Source organism: Pseudomonas sp. BC42 (assembly GCF_021560055.1).
Lineage (GTDB): Bacteria > Pseudomonadota > Gammaproteobacteria > Pseudomonadales > Pseudomonadaceae > Aquipseudomonas.
The window spans coordinates 413,859-431,346 of the sequence record NZ_CP091067.1; the positions used below are offsets into that span (position 1 = coordinate 413,859).

A 17,488-nucleotide genomic window follows, 5' to 3' on the forward strand; every position below is an offset into this window, starting at 1 on the left:
AAGGCCTTGACGGGAGTGGTGATGGTGGACCGGCATGACTATGTGGCCCTGGAATGGGTCAAGGGCGAAATTGCCGAAACCTTGAAGCAGGCGCATCAGGCCTTGGAACACCTGGCGGATGACCCCCAGGACCCGGATGCCCTCGGCCAGAGCCTGGCGGGGATCCACCAGGTCCATGGCAGTCTGCAGATGGTGGAGTTCTACGGCGCCGCGCTGCTGGCCGAGGAAATGGAAAAGCTCGCCCTGGCCCTGCAGCAGAACCGGGTGGCCCAGCGCGACGAAGCCCTGCGCCTGCTGCGCCAGGCCATCGGCCAACTGCCCCAGTACCTGGACCGGGTGCAGAGTGCCCGCCGCGACCTGCCCCTGGTGGTGCTGCCGCTGCTCAACGACCTGCGCAGTGCCCGGGGCGAAGGCCTGCTCTCGGAAACCAGCCTGTTCAGCCCGCAACTGCCCAGCCTGCCGACCCTGTCCGACAAGGCCCTGGCGGCTCTGGAGCCGCTGGAGTTTCCCACCCAGATGCGCAAGTTGCGGCACCTGCTGCAAACCGCACTGGTGGACCTGCTGCGCGAGCAGGACGCCGAACACTGCCTGGGCCACATGGCCAAGGTCTTCGAACGCCTGGAGGCGCTGTGCCAGGACGCACCGCTGGCGCCCTTATGGCACATCGCCTCGGCCCTGGTGGAAGGCATGCGCCAGGGCGTGATCGCCAACAGCCCGGCGGTGCGCAGCCTGCTCAAGGACGCCGACAAGGAACTCAAGCGCCTGCTGGAACAGGGCATGCCCGGAATCAACCAGGCCGCGCCCGACGAATTGCTCAAGAGCCTGTTGTTCTACATCGCCAAGGCGCGCCACCCCACCCCATTGATGCTGACCATGAAAGAACGTTACGGACTGGACGACGCGCTGCCCGACAGCGCGGTGGTGGATGAGGAACGGGCCCGCCTGGCCGGGCCCGACCGCGATGCCATGCGCTCGGTGCTGACCGCGGTGTGCGATGGCCTGGTGCGGGTCAAGGAGCGCCTCGACCTGTTCGTGCGCAGCGACCGCCAGCACACCGGTGATCTGGACAGCCTGCTGTCTCCCTTGCGGCAGATCGCCGACACCCTGGCGGTGCTGGGTTTCGGCCAGCCACGCAAGGTGATCATCGACCAGTTGGCGGTGGTCCAGAGCCTGGCCCAGGGCCAGCGCGCGCCGGACGACGCGGTGCTGATGGATGTGGCCGGGGCCTTGTTGTATGTCGAGGCGACCCTGGCCGGGATGGTCGGCACCGTGGAGCCGGAAAGTCCCGAGGACAGCCGCCTGCCCACCACCGACCTGACCCAGATCCATCAGTTGGTGATCCAGGAAGCCCTGGTCTGCCTGCGTCAGGCCAAGGACCTGATTGGCGAGTGCATCGAGGCCGACTGGGAGCGCGAGCAACTGGTGTCGGTGCCCGAGTTGCTGACCCAGGTGCGCGGCGCGCTGGCGATGATCCCGCTGCCCCGTGCCGCCAGCCTGATGGAAGCCTGCAATCGCTTCATCAGCGAACAGCTGCTGCAGGATTCGCCCCGGCCGGACTGGCGGCAACTGGACCACCTGGCGGATGTGATCACCAGCCTTGAGTACTACCTGGAGCGCTTGAAGGAGGACCACCAGGCGCCGGGGGAGAAGTTCCTCGACCTGGCGGAGCAGGGCCTGACGGCCCTGGGGCATGCCCCCGTGGCGCAAGCGGTATTGCCGGAGCGGCCCGCAAGCGGCGGCGAGGCGCCGGCGCTGCCGGTGTCCCAGGCAGCGGACGAGCCCCGGCCGGCGCAGTCTCTGGCCGATGCGCTGGCGGCCCCGGTGTCGGCGCTCAACCCGCCGGCCCTGATCACCCCCGGCAGCCTGCTACCGCCGCCGGTGGACGAAGAGCCGGTCGACGACGAACTGCGGGAAGTCTTCCTTGAGGAAACCGAGGAAGTGCTGGACATGCTCCGCGAGTACCTGCCGCGCTGGACGGCCGAGCCCCAGGGCCAGGCCGCCCTGAGCGAACTGCGTCGAGCCTTCCACACCCTCAAGGGCAGTGGGCGCATGGTGCGTGCCCTGGTCCTGGGGGAGCTGGCCTGGGCGGTGGAGAACCTGCTCAACCGGGTGCTGGAGCACAGCGTTGCCCCCAGCGCCGAAGTCCGGCAACTGGTGGCCGACACCCTGCAACTGCTGCCGGACCTGATCGGCGAATTCGCCGCCCGGGCCCAGCGCCAGCGCGAGGATGTCGACCGCCTCGCCGCTCGCGCCCATGCCCTGGCCAAAGGTGCCGCAGCCGGCGCCCTCGCTGAAGGCCAGGCGCTGGACCCGCAGTTGCTGGAGATCTTCCGCGCCGAAGCCCAGACCCACCTGGACAGCATCCAGCGTTTTCTCGAACGGGCTGCCGAGCACCTGCCGCTGCAGGCCAGCGATGAACTGCAGCGGGCCCTGCATACCCTCAAGGGCAGCGCCTCCATGGCCGGGGTGCTGCCGATGGCCGAGCTGGCCGGGCCCTTCGACCAGCTGGCCCGGGAATACCGGGCCCACCTGATTCCCCTGGACCTGGACGAAGTCGAGCTGCTGCTGGAAGCCGAAGGCCTGCTGCGCCGCGGGTTGCGGCAACTGGACAGCGATCCGCTGGCGCCCATCGACGGTGCCCGCTCACTGGTGGGGCGCGCCCTGGCACTGCTCGGCGAGCGCCTGGAAACCCTGCTCAACGCCCCGGACGCCGCCCCCCGGGCCAAGCGCGATCCGCACTTGATCACCAACTTCCTGGCCCAGGGCATGGACATCCTGCTGGACGCCGAAAGCCTGCTGCGGCGCTGGCAGCAGCATCCCGGCGAGCGCCAGGAACTCAGTGCCCTGCTGGACGAACTGACCACCCTCGGTGAAGGCGCGCACCTGGCCGACCTGCACCCGGTGGATGAACTCTGCGAAGCCCTGCTCGACCTCTATGGCGCGGTGGAGGAGAGCAACCTGGCGGTCAGCGAGCGCTTCTTCCACGAGGCTGAAAGCGCCCACGAGGCCTTGCTCAACATGCTCGACGAGCTGGCCGCAGGCCAGGCAGTCAGCCCCTGCGCGGAGCGCGTTCAGGCCCTGCGCGATTTGCTGCACGAAGGCCTTGATCCGAGTGCCACCGGCCTGATCAAGAGCGATGGCAGTCGGGCCTTGAGCATCAGTGAGCTGGGGGCGGCCACCGCGCGCCTGGAGCAGACGCCGGGGCAGGCGGACGCAGACGCGGAGATCGTCGAGATCTTCCTCGAAGAAGCGGTGGACCTCCTCGAAAGCGCCGATCAGGCCCTGCAACGCTGGTTGGCGGACCCGGAAAACGGCGCGCCGCTGTCCTCCCTGCAGCGGGACCTGCACACCCTCAAGGGGGGCGCGCGAATGGCCGAAGTGACGCCGGTGGCGGAGCTGGCCCAGGAGCTGGAGTCGTTGTACGAGGGCCTGGTGGACCGGCGCTACAGCCACAGCCAGCACCTGGGCCTGCTGTTGCGCAGCAGTCATGAGCAATTGGCGTTGCTGCTGCATCAGTTGCAGAGCGCGCGGCCCCTGGATGATTCCCGGGCTCAGGTCGAAGCCGTGCGCGCCTACCGGCAGCAGGCAGCCAGCCCCGCCGAGACGGCCGAGAACGCGCCCTCTGAGGACAGCGCGGCCCAGGATCCGGAGCTGCTGGAGATCTTTCTCGAAGAAGGCTTCGACATCATCGACAGCTCCGCCGCGGCCCTGGCGCGCTGGCAGGCCGACCCCCAGGCGCGCCAGGAGGTGGAAACCCTGCTGCGGGACCTGCACACCCTCAAGGGCGGGGCGCGAATGGTGGAAATCGCCCCCATCGGCGATCTGGCCCACGAGCTAGAGTTTCTCTTTGAAGGCTTGTCCGCCGGCCTGCTGCAACCCAGCCCGGCATTGTTCACCCTGCAGCAGAAAAGCCACGACCGCCTGGCGCAGATGCTCGATGCGGCTCGGGCCGGGCAACCCATCGAGCCGGCGCAGAAACTGATCGAGGCGATCCACGACCTGAGCCATCCGCGCGTGCCGTCCGTGCCCGGGGCGCCTGCGCCGATGCCGGCGAGCAAGCCGGAGCCGGCGGCCCCCGCCGCGGAGGCCGCGGTGGTGGGCGACATGGTCAAGGTGTCGGCGGAACTGCTGGACGATCTGGTGAACCTGGCCGGGGAAACCTCGATCTTCCGGGGGCGCATCGAACAACAGGTCAACGATGCCCGGGTAGCGCTTGGCGAGATGGAAACCACCATCGAGCGCATGCGTGACCAGTTGCGGCGCCTGGACACCGAAACCCAGGGCCGCATCCTCAGTCGCCAGCAAGTGGAGGCCGAGCGCCTGGGCTACGAGGAATTCGACCCGCTGGAAATGGACCGGCATTCGCAGTTGCAGCAGTTGTCCCGGGCCCTGTTCGAGTCCGCCTCGGACCTGCTGGACCTCAAGGAAACCCTCGACCGGCGCAACCACGACGCCGAGAACCTGTTGCAGCAGCAAGGACGGATCAACACCGAATTGCAGGAAGGCCTGATGCGCACGCGCATGGTGCCCTTCGAGCGCATGGTGCCCAGGCTCAAGCGCATCGTGCGGCAGGTGGCCGAAGAGCTGGGCAAGGACGTGGAGTTCGTGGTGGGCAACGCCGAAGGGGAAATGGACCGCAACGTTCTCGAACGCATGGTCGCGCCCCTGGAGCACATGTTGCGCAATGCCGTGGATCACGGCCTGGAGGCCGCCGACGTGCGCCGCGCCGCGGGCAAGCCGCCCCGGGGGCGGATCAGCCTCGACCTGTCCCGGGAAGGCGGCGACATCATCTTCGACATGCGCGACGACGGCGCCGGGGTGCCCCTGGAAGCGGTGCGCGCCAAAGCCATCAAGCGCGGCCTGCTGGATCCGCAAGCCGCGATCAGCGACCGCGAGGTGCTGCAGTTCATCATGCAGCCGGGGTTTTCCACCGCCGAGAAGATCACCCAGATCTCCGGGCGCGGGGTGGGCATGGATGTGGTGCACGAGGAAGTGCGGCAACTGGGCGGCAGCATGAGCATTGATTCGGTGGCCGGGCAGGGGGTGCATTTCCGCATTCGCCTGCCCTTCACCGTCTCGGTCAACCGGGCGTTGATGGTGCAGTGCGCCGATGAGCAGTACGCGATCCCGCTGAACACCGTCGAAGGCATCGTGCGGGTCTTGCCGGGCGAGTTGGACGCCCATTACCAGCTCGATCCGCCCCGTTACGAATACGCCGGGCAGGGCTATGACCTGTGCTACCTGGGGGAACTGCTGCACACCGTGCCGCGCCCGAAACTGCTGGGCCAGGTGCTGCCGCTGCCGGTGCTGCTGGTGCACTGCAACGAACAGCGCATCGCGGTGCAGGTGGATGTCACGGCCGGCACCCGGGAGATCGTGGTCAAGAGCCTGGGGCCGCAGTTCGCGGCGGTGCAGGGCCTGTCCGGGGCGACCATTCTCGGCGATGGCCGGGTGGTGCTGATTCTCGATCTGCTGGCGCACCTTCGTGCGCTGCAGCTCCAGGCACCGCGGCCGGGGCCGAGCGGCGAGGCCGTGGCCGCCGAAGTCCAGCCGCCACGGCCGATGCTGGTGCTGGTGGTGGACGATTCGGTCACCGTGCGCAAGGTCACCAGCCGCCTGCTGGAACGTCATGGCATGAACGTGCTCACCGCCAAGGACGGGGTCGACGCCATGACGCTGCTGGCCGAGCACACCCCGGACCTGATGCTGCTGGACATCGAGATGCCGCGCATGGACGGTTTCGAAGTGGCGATCCAGGTACGCAACGACCCGCGCCTGCAACACTTGCCGATCATCATGATCACCTCCCGCACCGGGCAGAAACACCGCGACCGGGCCATGGCCATCGGGGTCAACGACTACCTCGGCAAGCCCTATCAAGAATCGGTGCTGCTGGAAAGCATCGCCCTGTGGAGCAAGCCCCATGCTTGATCACCGCGCCAGCACCCTGACCGGTCTGTTGCTGCCCCTGGCGGACCGTACCCTGATCCTGCCCAACGTGGCGGTGGCCGAACTGATCGACTATCAGCAGGGCAGCTTCGACCTGGATTCGCCGCCCTGGTACCTGGGCCGGGTGCTGTGGCGCGAGCGGTGGATTGCGCTGATCAGTTTCGAGTCGGCCTGTGGTGGCAAGACGGTGTTGGGCGAGCGGGCGCGTATCGTCGTGCTCAACGCCCTGGGCGGACGCCCGGAGCTGAAGTTCATGGCCTTGCTGGTGCAGGGCATTCCCCGCTCCTGCAAGCTCGACAGCCAGTTGAGCTACGTCGATGTGTCGTTGGCGCCTCTGGAAAAGGCCGCGGTGCAGGTGGCCGAGCAAGTGGCCAAGGTCCCGGATCTGCTGGCGCTGGAGGAGTTGCTGGTGGGGGCGGGGCTGCTGTCCTAGGCGTGTTTTGCCGGCAAGCCGGTGGCGTGCAGCACGCGCGCGTCGCTAGACCCTGGCGTGCCGGCGAAAGCTGCGCCTCAGGCCCCCCGCAACCTGTCCCGTACCTCCATCAAGGCATACCCCAGCAGGTTCAGGCCGCGCCACTGCTCCGGCCGGCTGGCCTTGGCATCGTCCGCCGCCAGGCCAATGCCCCAGATCCGATCCACCGGGCTGGCTTCCACCAGCACCTGATCGCGGGTGGACAGCAGGTAGTCGCCCAGGGCCGGGTGCTGGCTGAACTTGGCCAGGTTGCCTTGCACCACGATCTCGAAACGCGCCTCGGACCAACGGGCGTCATCGAAGCCGCGCACTTCGCGGCCCAGCTGTTTGACGTCCGCCGGGGTGGTCGCCTTGAGGATCCGCCCGTGGGTTTCCCGGTCATCGAACAGCAGGGCCTTGCCGGCCATCATGAAGTGCTCGGCGCTGGGGTAGTGAATGCCCTCAAGCTCCAGGCCGGCGGCGAACCACTGGCTGAAGCAGCTTGGGGAAAGGCGCCCGTCGCGGGTCGGCTGGTGGCCCCAGAACATCAGGTAGTCGGGCTCAAGGCCATGCTTGATCTGTTCCAGCAGTGTCTGGTTCGAGCGAATCGGTGTGTCCATGCTGACTCTCATCATTGTCTGCTCAGGCCATTGACTGGCCGGTCCGGCGCGCATTGTGGCCCCAGAGGGCGGCCGGATGCCAACCCTGTGGATAATCTTGCAACTGCGCAACATCTTGCGCAGTCATCTGTGGATAAGCCTGTGCACAGATCGCGGTAATGGCCTTGCCGCATGGCCTGCTTCAAGGTGCGCAAGATCTTGCACAGCACTGCGCAACATGTTGCGCACTTTTCCCGGTATTTCCTCGAAAAAGTCCGCCAAACACTGCCAATTAGTCAGTAACTCACTGATTCAAAACAACTAATCAATTGCTGGCACAGACCTTGTACTCACCTCTGCACCCCACGGCCGTCTGGCCGGGGTTTCTTTAGTGATTTGCAAGGAGAGCATGCATGGCAACGCCAGCGTATATGTCGGTCACCGGCACCAAACAGGGGCTGATCACCGCCGGGGCCTTTACCGCCGATTCCGTGGGTAACACCTACCAGGAAGGTCATGAAGACCAGGTCATGGTCCAGGGCTTTCAGCACGAAGTGATCATTCCCCGCGATCCGCAGTCCGGCCAGCCCACCGGCCAGCGGGTGCACAAGCCGGTGATCATCACCAAGGTCTTCGACAAGGCTTCGCCGCTGCTGCTGGCGGCGCTGACCTCGGGCGAGCGCCTGACCGAGATCGTCATCCAGTGGTACCGCACCTCCGCCGCCGGCACCCAGGAGCACTACTACACCACCACCCTTGAGGACGCGATCATCGTCGACATCAAGGACTACATGCACAACTGCCAGGACCCGGGCAATGCCCACTTCACCCACCTGGAAGACGTGCACTTCACCTACCGCAAGATCACCTGGACCCACGAAGTCTCCGGCACTTCCGGCTCCGATGACTGGCGGACCCCGGTCACCGGCTAAGGAAGGCCGCTCGACCCTTACCGCGCCCTGGCCAGCCTCGCTGGTCCGGGCCCTTATTCATCCAGCAGTTGCACTGCCCGCATCGAGGCACAGGGAATGTTCGCCGCCGCCGACCAGACGCATTTCAGCCTGACCCTGGAGGGTCGCCCCCACGACTTTCAAGTGCTCGGCCTGCAGGGCCGGGAACGCATCAGCCGGCCCTTTGCCTTCGACCTGGAGCTGGTCAGCGAACGCTCCAACCTGGACCTGGACGCGCTGCTGCACACCCCGGCCTTCCTGCAACTGGCGGCTGATGGCAGCGGCATTCACGGGCAGATCCAGCGCATTGCCCAAGGCGACCGCGGTCGTCGCCTGAGCCACTACCAGATCACCCTCGGCCCACGCCTGGCCTATCTGGGCCAGCGCATCAACCAACGGATCTTCCAGCACCTGAGCGTGCCGCAGATCATCGCCCGGGTGCTGGAGGAACACGGCATCCTCGGCAACGACTACCACTTCCACCTCGCCGGCCCCTACCCGGAGCGCGAATACTGCGTGCAGTACGACGAATCGGACCTGCGCTTCATCCAGCGCCTGTGCGAGGAAGAGGGCCTGCACTACCACTTTCAGCACAGCCGCGACGGGCATCGACTGGTGTTCGGCGAAGACCAGACGGTGTTCCGCAAACTGGCCCCGGTGGCCTACCGGCAAGACTCCGGCCTGGTGGCCAGCGAGCCGGTGATCAAGCGTTTCGAGCTGCGCTTGGAGGCGCGCCCCAGCCGCACCACGCGCCGCGACTACGACTTCGAAAAACCGCGCCTGCAGATGCAGGGAGCGGCCAAACCGCAAGAGCCAAAAGCCGAGCCGGACCTTGAAGACTACGCCTACCCCGGACGCTTCACCGACCGCGAGCGCGGCAAGCATCTGGCCAGGCGCGCCCTGGAACGGCACCGCAGCGACTACTGCCAGGCCAGCGGCCACAGCGACCAGCCAAGCCTGCGCAGCGGGCATTTCCTGCCCCTGAGCGGGCACCCCCACCCGGCCTGGAACGACCTGTGGCTGCTGACCGAAGTCCTCCACGAAGGCAAACAGCCGCAGGTGCTGGAAGAGTCCATCACCAGCGACACCCGGGCCGGAAAAGGCTTTCACCAGGGCTACCGCAACCGCTTCACCGCCACCCCCTGGGAAGTGGCCCATCGCCCGCCCCTGGAACACCCCAAGCCGCGGATTCTCGGCAGCCAGACCGCCAAGGTCACCGGCCCTCAGGACGAGGACATCCACACCGACGCCCACGGCCGGGTCAAGGTGCAGTTTCACTGGGACCGCGAGGGCCAGGGCAACGACAAGAGCAGCTGCTGGCTGCGGGTGTCCTCGGCCTGGGCCGGCGCCTGGTACGGCGCCATCGCCGTCCCCCGGGTGGGCATGGAAGTGCTGGTGACCTTCCTCGAAGGCGACCCCGACCAGCCCCTGATCACCGGCTGCCTGTACCACAAGGAGAACGTCGTCCCCTATCCGCTGCCGGCGCACAAGACCCGCAGCACCTTCAAGACCTTGAGCAGCCCCGACGGCGGCGGCTTCAACGAACTGCGCATCGAAGACAAACAAGGCGCCGAGCAGATCTTCATCCACGCCCAGCGCGACTGGGACCAGCAGGTCCAGCACGACCAGAAAATCCGCGTCGGCCACCAGCGCCACGACACGGTGGAGGCCAACAGCTACAGCGAATTCAAGGCCGAAGAACACCACACCGTGCATGGCGAGCGCAAAGTCGAAGCCCGCGCCAGTGATCACCTGAGCATCGCCGGCAGCCAGCACCTGCAACTGGGCAACGGCCTGTTCATCGAAGCCGGCCAGGAAATCCACCTCGCCAGTGGCCTGAAAGTGGTGCTCGAAGCCGGCAGCGAACTGACCCTCAAGGGCGGCGGTAGCTGGATCAAGATCGACGCCGGCGGCGTGGCCCTCAGCGGCGCCCTGGTCAATAACAACTCCGGCGGCAGCCCGGGCAGTGGCACTGGTGCGGCGCCGTTGTTGCCGGGGCCGTTGCGGGTGGCGGATGGGGATAAGCCGGGGGCCTTGTTGCAACAACGGCTCAAGGAAAAACTGCCCCTGGTGGAGCTGTGCCAGAAGCCCAAGGGAGGCACGCCCATGCAGTGTCCGCTGACCGACTGCCCGTGCAGAAAGGCCCTGCTGGCAGGAGCGTCACGATGAACACCTCAGTGCTGCTGGAGCGCAGTGAGTACCTGTTGGAAAAAATCTACCAGGCGACGGATGATCCCTCGCCCATCCTGCTGTTCGACGCCACTGAGCTCGCGGAATGCCGCGAGCAGAGTCCTGTCTGGCTGGACTGCGCGCGCAATCCCCGGGTGCTGGAGTTCATGAGGCAGGAGCCCAAGCAGTGGCCGGGGTTGATCCTTGAAAGCTCGGTGTCCACGGACACCCTGCTGGAGCACCTGCGGCATATCCTGCTGGTGCGCTTTGGCGAACAGCGCAAGGGGGTGCTGTGTTATTGCAATCCGACCACTGCCAGTTACTTCTTCGCCGCCGATGCCGCTCAAAGCCATGCACTGTGGCTGGGACCTGTCTCGCGCTTGAGCTGGTATGGCGGCACCTGGGCCGACCAGGCCGAGGATAAAGAGCGCTGGCTGAGCGTCGACAACCCACACGCTGCGCAATGGAGGACGATGCCCGGAGCCGCCCGGGCTCGCCTCAGCCAGCAACAGGAGCAAGCGTTGCAGCGTCAGCGCAGAGAGTACTTCCTGTATCAATGGTGGAAGCGGCAGCGCGACCTGTCATTCACCCAAGCGAGTGAGTACCTGGAGCAGGGCATGGATCTGGGCTTCGTCCAGGCCGAGGAACTGCAGCGTTTTCTCGACCTGCGGCTGCGCTATGCCCACCACGACCTGCCGCGTCTGGCTTCACACACCAGCAATGAGGACCGCCTGGAACTGTTACGTCGGCATTGGCAAGACAAGGAGTCACTGACATGAGCGCCCCCATCGGTAGCCTGAGCCCGGGCCCGGCCTGCGAAGCCGGCAAACTGATCGTCCAGGTGATCGGCAAGGATCACCCCGAGAGCCAGAGGCTGGTGCTGCTGGATCAGGCCGGCAGCCCGCTCAAGGGCGAGCAGGAACCCCTGGAACGGGAACTGTGCAGCAGCGTGTTGCACGTCTGGGACAGCGCCGGCCTGGCCAAAGGACAACTGTGCCTAGAAATCGCCACCACCCAGGGCGCGCCCATTCGCCTGCCATTGCTCGACAACCTGCGCCCCACGCCCCGCCAGAGCGATGCCCAGTGGAACCAGCTGGTGCCGGTGCTGCCCTTTGTCGCCTTGCCTGGCAGCAAAAGCGCCTACGACCTCGGCACGCCGGTACTGGCGCGCACTGGCTACGTCTACGTGTTCCACGAGCAGCGGCTGTGGCGCGAGCTGGAAGTGCGTATCGAGGGCGACAAGACCACCTACCACGACATCGATGTGGCGCAGTTTCGCCAGGGCCAGAGCTTCAAGCCCGGCGAACGCAACGCCTGCGGCCAGGCCCTGGACGACATCTGGCTGCCAGCCAGCTGGAACAACCGGCACGTAGAGGGTTTGCAGCTGTGCTTCTCGGAAGTCCAGCTCAGCGCCCCCCGGCTACAGCGCCTGGAACAGGACGCCAAGCTGCGTGGCCAACGTTGCCGGAGCCCCGACCTGCGCAGCGCTGACCAGCGTTTCAAGCGGCTGTACAAGAACCAGCCGGATGGCACAGCGATGGTGCAGGCCTTTGCCGCTTTCGATGTGCACAACGCCACCAACCAGAGCGCTGCGTCTCAGGCCAGAACCACCTGGCTCAACCTCCAGTCGAATGCTTTCCCGGTCAGCGTGGCCGCACCGCAACGCCCCCGGGCGCCGGGCTACGAGTGGATGCTCGAACATCCAGGCAGTTACCTGTGCGACCTGTCCGGACAATTCCCCGTTGAGGCCAGCACCCAGGCCAAGGCCTTCCTTCAAGCCTGCACCGCCGGCAGCGCAGAACAGCCCCATAGCGTAGCGCTGGAACTGACCGCCATCGCCGATGCCCTGGAAGCCTCCTTGCCGGCGCCCGAACCCGAGCCTGGCAGCAAGCCGGAGGCAGAAGGCGAAAAAAAGGATTTATGGCTGGTCCAGGACAGCGTGGCCGACGTCCTCGAATCGGCCCGGCAACGCCAGCTCTGTGGCGTATTGCTGGACGACCCACGCTACCGCGTGCGCCATCTGCACATGCGCCTCAACACTCATCACCAGTTGCTCATGCTCTGCGCCCGCCGCGCCGCCCAAGAGCCCAACCACGGCAGTGCGCTGCTGGTGCAGCAGCTGGTGGTTCCGCGCCAGCTCGCAGGGCAGGCCAATGCACTGCATGCCGGCATGAAGAAACTCAACGACACAGGCAAACAGGCCATCAACCGCTGCACCGCCACCGTGGAGCGGGCCATGGTCTGGCAGCACATGAACAGCGCCCAGGACCTGCTGAGCGAATGCCTGGAGCAGGGCGTTACCCAACAGACCTTCGCCGACCACCTGAGCCTGGAGGGCTTTGACTACCTGGCCGCGCTGTTCACCCTGAGCCAGGCCATGGCGAGCATCGCCCTGCCGCCGGGACGGCTCGATCCACTGTCACCCACCGGCGACGTGGTGGATGCCGTGACCGGCGTCAGCCTGTACAGCCCCAAGGCCAGCCGTGCACAGAAACTGCTCAGCAGTATTGCCAAAGACACGACTTCGGCCTGGCACCAGATGCTGTGGCCAGCCAGCGACATGGAAACGGTCTGCGTGCCCTACAAGGTCCCGACCCAGGATGACCCAAACCTTGGCGATGGTTGCTTTCGTCCGACCGACTTGGCCAAGCATGAAAACCAGGTGCCTCCGTCTCCCGCGCAACAGGAGCTGCTGGACAGCGCCTTGTTGGCCACACTACTGGCTGAAGGCCGCCTGGACACCTTTCTCACGGCCAATGGCAAAAATACCAGCGCCGCCCTGATCGGCTTTTTCGAAAACCTGCAAGGCGCCGTGGATACCGCCCGCGCCGCCACCGCCGCCCCGCGCAACGCCGCCAACCAGGCCGCGCAAACCGCCGCCGCCAGCCGAACCGTCAGTGACCAGGCCCATGAACGTTTGAATCAAATGCGTGAGCGCCTGGGAGCTGAGGCTCGCCCGGTCAACATTAGGCTGCATGCTCGTGGCGTGCAGCAATTGCGCAGCGTATTGCCCGCCACCTTTGGTCTTGCGCGTTTTGTGCGGCGCGCAGCGGTGACAGAGGATCTCTACCTGTTTGGCCAGCAGGACCTGCCCACCCGCCAGGCAAGAGCGATCACCATCCACGGTGAGTTTCTCAGCCCCACGGGCGAGGTGCTGGGCAGCACCAACCGCACGCGCATGCCAGCAACGGGGGTGACCAGCGCCAACCATCTGGTGCTGGCTATCCCCGTTAGCGCGCCCGTTACTCAGCTGATCAGAGAGATAAACCAACAGATCAACGCCGCCCAACAGGCAGATGCCGTCGCTGCTGCCGATGCGGCAAGCAGCACCCGAGCCAGAAGCGCTTTGAACGTTGCACGTGAACATTTACGCGAACAACGTGCCAGGACCCATACGTGGCGCGTGTTGAACAGCCGGCCTTTTGCGGCGGCGGTGTTGATGTTGGAGATGTGGAATTTAAGGGCGGAGGTAGAGGCGTGGGAGAAGAATTCTAGAGAAAAAGATATTTTCAGAACTGCCATCGGGATAGGTGGAGCGAGTATAGATTTAGTTATTGCTATGGAAGCATTGACCGTTAAGTTCGTTGGAACACAATTCGCCCTCTCAATGGCAAGAGCACCAGTATTTACTATCTCTGAAGAAAGAGCACTCAGTGTCTTAGGCCCCAGATTGGCAAATAGATTAACCAAGGTATTTACAGCGCGATTGTTCGGCCAACTGGCTTCAGGAATTCTTTTTGTCGGTGTAAGCCTCTATGACGCATGGTATGCCTGGCAATGGAACGATCAGGCCATGTATGGCTATTTGCTGATGGCCGGAGGTGCACTCTCGGGTGTCGCCGCGGGCCTGTTCAGCGGTTTGGCCCCAGTGCTGGGCATGCATCCATTGAACTGGGTCGCCCTGCTGTTGATCGGTATCGGTGCTGGTCTCGTGCTTTGGCTAAGTAGCACCCCGCTGGAAGATTGGTTAAATGCTGGGCCCTTTGGCACTAAAGGTGCGGACACCCAGCACTTGCAGGACCCGCAAGAGGCCTTCTATCGTCTGCTTGGCGTGTTCGCCGGTATCAACATCAGCATTGTCCGCAATCCGCTTTTCGAGCCAAACGCCAAACTGGACGGTCGGGAGGAAGTGCCCTACTCAGTGCGCACTGCCAATACCCTGATTCGTATAGAAAGTCGACTTCCAGGCTTGCTCGGCAGCTTGGGTAGCGTTGATATCGAGGCGGATTGTCGACTCTGTGAAGCCATCACCCGCTACAGCATCAAAGGTGCGCCCTACCGTACCGATATTCAAGCGCCCACCATGTGTTCCATACCCAAAGCACAGCGGCTATTTAGCGACAGTCTTGAGCTCTATTTTTCTACCCCTCCTGCCAATAGAAGCCCATCCTCCTTTAAAACCAGCGGCTGGTACTGGGCGGTTCGGGCACAGTTTGTTTTGCAAACCCGCGGTGGACTCCGTTACTTCCCCGCACCGGAAGTTAAAGACCCAGCAGCTTATGGGGCGGCGTATGCCAAGGCCGACTTCAATAGGATAAAACGCCCATTTTGGGCAGACGAACAAACTCATAAGAAATTGATCAATGGATAAAATGATCGAACCAGTGCCTTATTACGGGCAACTGGTATACAGCCCGAAAAGCATCCCGGCTCAAACCGCGTCAGTAGAGCGAAGTCGGTTGATTAATTTCTCAGGAACACGTTTACCTTGGGGGGGGACCAAGGACTTAGCCCCCGAAGACCTTTTGCGCCACCCCTCTCCCCATGGCCTACGTGCTTATGAAAAAGCCTTAAGGGAGCGAGAGGAAAAGATAACACAGGGAACTTACACTCCCGCTCCATTTGAAAATATAGAAACTCATGAAAAATATGATCAGGAGAGATTTCGATTTGCCCAGTTACCATTTCGCTCACAATTTTGGTTGTTTATGCAGTTTTTTGGAAAGTACGGTTTTTATTTGTTTGCGATACTTTTTTCTTTTGTCAGCTTGTTTTTATCAATTGTTTCAAGAGATTCACAACTGAAGATAGGTTTTTGGGACGCGCTCTCGAGTGTATTCTGGCCTATCTTATTTCCAACGCTGCTATGTTGGGGGGTAGGGCATATTGTCATGCATCACTTTCCGCGCATCTGGTTTCGCCCCCCAAAGGGCCCTCTTTGGGAACTTAATCGCCGCACCGGCCTTGTCACATTCTTCGACTACAAGCGCTTTAAAAAAGAAGGCGTTATCGATGAGGTCACTGCTCCGTTCTACGAATTTGATGCCTATATCGTCACCAGCCCAGATCGTCAGGGCTCGCCTATGAACGGCTTGTTCCTGATCCATCGTTATCGCGATATTCGTATCAACTTCAACAGCCTTATTACCCCAGACAACACCCTGCAAAAGCCCTGCGCCTTATGGGATTTCTTCCAGAACTTCATGGATATCAGCCGGCCGCTGCCTGATATTCCCCTGTACGAACCCTATCGCCACTTGGACCCGGTCACCGCCGAATACGACCGTCAACAGCAACGCCCAGCGCGTTACTGGATCGATATGGACGATGAAACCTTCAAGGTCAAGGTCAAGGAGATGCTCGGGAAGATTGATGCAATCGATACCTTCAACCGGCCCAATCTGATGGCAAACCATGTGCAGTACATTGACTGACACGGGCAGTGAAATGCTGATGGAAGATTGGTTAAGCGCTGAGACTTTTGGCACTGCAGGCGCTGATGTCCAATACCTACGAGATCCGCAAGAGGCTTTCTATCGTCTGCTTGGCGTGTTCGCCGGTAACAGCATCGTCGTTGGCCGCAACCCGCTCTTCGAGCCTAAAGCCAAACTGGACTCCCGTGCTGAAGTGCCCCATTCAGTGCGCAGTGCCGATACCTTGATTCGTATAGAAAGCCGACTTCCAGGTTTACTCGGCAGCCTGGGGAGCGTCGATATCGAGGCTGATTGTAGACTTTGCGAAACAGTCACCCACTACAGCATCAAAGGCTCGCCCTACAGTACCGATATACAAGCCCCCACCATGTGTTCGATACCTAAGGCGCAGCGGCTGTACAACGACAGTCTTGAACTCTATTTTTCTACCCCTCCTGCCAATACAGATCCATCTCCCTTCAAAACCCGTAACTGGTACTGGGCGGTTCGCGCACAACTTATATTGAAGAGCTGCGGAGAAAACCGCCATTTTCCGGCTCCGGGAGTTAAGGGGCCAGCACTTTATGGGCCAGTTCATGCTAAGGCCAACTTTAATAAGGCTGAGCTCCCATTTTGGGTTGATGAAAAAAACCATAAGGTGTCAAGTAATGAATAACTTATTAGATTTGGTGCAGTACTACGGACAAGAAGCATACAAGCCTGACAATATTCCAGGCCAATCTGAGTCGGCAGAGCGAAGCTGGTTTCTTAAGTTTTCAGGGGTGCATTTACCTTGGGGGAGTACTCAGGAGGTAGTGCCAATCCGTATCATGCAAGATCCAAAACCTGAAAGCATGCGATTTTGGGAAAAGGCTGAAAAAGAAAAAGTAATAAAAATAAATAATGGTACTTATGTTGCTCTACCTTTAGATGGGGTTGAACTTCATCAGAGGTATGATCAAGAAAGGTTTAGGTATGCTCAGCTTCCATTTTGCTCGCAGTTTTGGTTGTTTATGAGGGGAGGGTGTAAATGGGTTTTTGTAATTCTATTAGTTTTCATGGCTTTAGCCCACTTTGCTATTATGCCTGCATCGCAAAAAACTCCATGGCAATTTACGCTTGATATGTTTTTTGGTCTCTATTCATGGATATTAGGGGTTCCGCTTGTGTGTTGGGGGATAGGTAGTCTTGTCGTAAACTATTTTCCGAGTATTTGGTTTCGCCCCCCTAAAGGCCCTCTCTGGGAACTCAATCGCCGTACTGGCCTTGTCACCTTCTTCGACTACAAGCGCTTCAAAAAAGAAGGTGTTATCGATGAGACAACTGCTCCCTTCTACGAGTTCGACGCCTATATCGTCACCAGCCCGGATCGTCAGGGCCTGCCTATGAATAGCCTGTTCCTGATCCATCGCTATCGCGACATTCGCATTAACTTCAACAACTTGATTGCACCTGACAACACCCTGCAAAAGCCCTGCGCATTATGGGATTTTTTCCAGAACTTCATGGATATCAGCCGCCCTCTGCCTGATATTCCCATGTACGAACCCTACCGCCACTTGGACCCGGTCACCGCTGAATACGATCGTCAACACCAACGCCCAGCGCGTTACTGGATCGATATGGACGATGAAACCTTCAAGGCCAAGGTCAAGGAAATGCTCGGGAAGATTGATGCTATTGACACCTTCAGCCGGCCCAATCTGATGGCCCAGCATGTTGAATACCGTGACTGAA

Annotated in this window: 9 protein-coding genes and 1 pseudogene; 9 read left to right on the forward strand and 1 reads right to left on the reverse strand. The window is 62.3% G+C overall.

Annotation, left to right across the window (positions count from 1 at the left end; all coding sequences use genetic code 11):
- The first annotated feature begins 21 nt into the window (after positions 1-21).
- Positions 22-5,931, forward strand: a complete 5,910-nt coding sequence (locus L1O02_RS01980) for an Hpt domain-containing protein (RefSeq protein WP_235759456.1) — start codon at positions 22-24, stop codon at positions 5,929-5,931.
- Positions 5,924-6,382, forward strand: coding sequence for a chemotaxis protein CheW (locus L1O02_RS01985; protein ID WP_060841525.1), 459 nt, complete (start codon positions 5,924-5,926; stop codon positions 6,380-6,382). Before L1O02_RS01980 ends, L1O02_RS01985 begins: the two co-directional genes overlap by 8 nt.
- A gap of 77 nt (positions 6,383-6,459) precedes the next feature.
- Here the strand turns inward: L1O02_RS01985 and L1O02_RS01990 are convergent, their stop codons facing one another.
- The gene (locus L1O02_RS01990; protein ID WP_060841524.1) at positions 6,460-7,020 is read right to left on the reverse strand and encodes an NADAR family protein; all 561 of its coding nucleotides are present in this window, start codon (positions 7,018-7,020) and stop codon (positions 6,460-6,462) included.
- A 392-nt stretch (positions 7,021-7,412) separates the two neighbouring features.
- Between L1O02_RS01990 and L1O02_RS01995 the strand changes: the two genes are divergently transcribed.
- From L1O02_RS01995 to L1O02_RS02025, 7 genes and pseudogenes are all read left to right on the forward strand, one after another.
- Positions 7,413-7,931: an Hcp family type VI secretion system effector gene (locus L1O02_RS01995; RefSeq protein WP_047305413.1), complete on the forward strand. Its 519-nt coding sequence runs from the start codon at positions 7,413-7,415 to the stop codon at positions 7,929-7,931.
- A gap of 96 nt (positions 7,932-8,027) precedes the next feature.
- The gene (gene tssI, locus L1O02_RS02000) at positions 8,028-10,118 is read left to right on the forward strand and encodes a type VI secretion system tip protein TssI/VgrG (protein ID WP_108545074.1); all 2,091 of its coding nucleotides are present in this window, start codon (positions 8,028-8,030) and stop codon (positions 10,116-10,118) included.
- Positions 10,115-10,663 (forward strand): annotated as a pseudogene (locus L1O02_RS02005) (DUF4123 domain-containing protein); the annotation flags it as partial. The gene tssI and the pseudogene L1O02_RS02005, both read left to right, overlap by 4 nt.
- 230 nt (positions 10,664-10,893) lie before the next feature.
- Positions 10,894-14,709 carry a toxin VasX gene (locus tag L1O02_RS02010; protein ID WP_108545076.1) on the forward strand — a complete coding sequence of 1,272 codons (3,816 nt, stop codon included), beginning with the start codon at positions 10,894-10,896 and terminating at the stop codon, positions 14,707-14,709.
- Positions 14,702-15,772 (forward strand): hypothetical protein, encoded by a 1,071-nt coding sequence (locus L1O02_RS02015; RefSeq protein ID WP_235759458.1) that lies wholly within the window; start codon positions 14,702-14,704, stop codon positions 15,770-15,772. Before L1O02_RS02010 ends, L1O02_RS02015 begins: the two co-directional genes overlap by 8 nt.
- 13 nt (positions 15,773-15,785) lie before the next feature.
- Positions 15,786-16,427 carry a hypothetical protein gene (locus L1O02_RS02020; protein ID WP_146189192.1) on the forward strand — a complete coding sequence of 214 codons (642 nt, stop codon included), beginning with the start codon at positions 15,786-15,788 and terminating at the stop codon, positions 16,425-16,427.
- 154 nt (positions 16,428-16,581) lie between these two features.
- Positions 16,582-17,487, forward strand: a complete 906-nt coding sequence (locus tag L1O02_RS02025; protein WP_235760232.1) for a hypothetical protein — start codon at positions 16,582-16,584, stop codon at positions 17,485-17,487.
- Position 17,488: the final 1 nt, after the last annotated feature.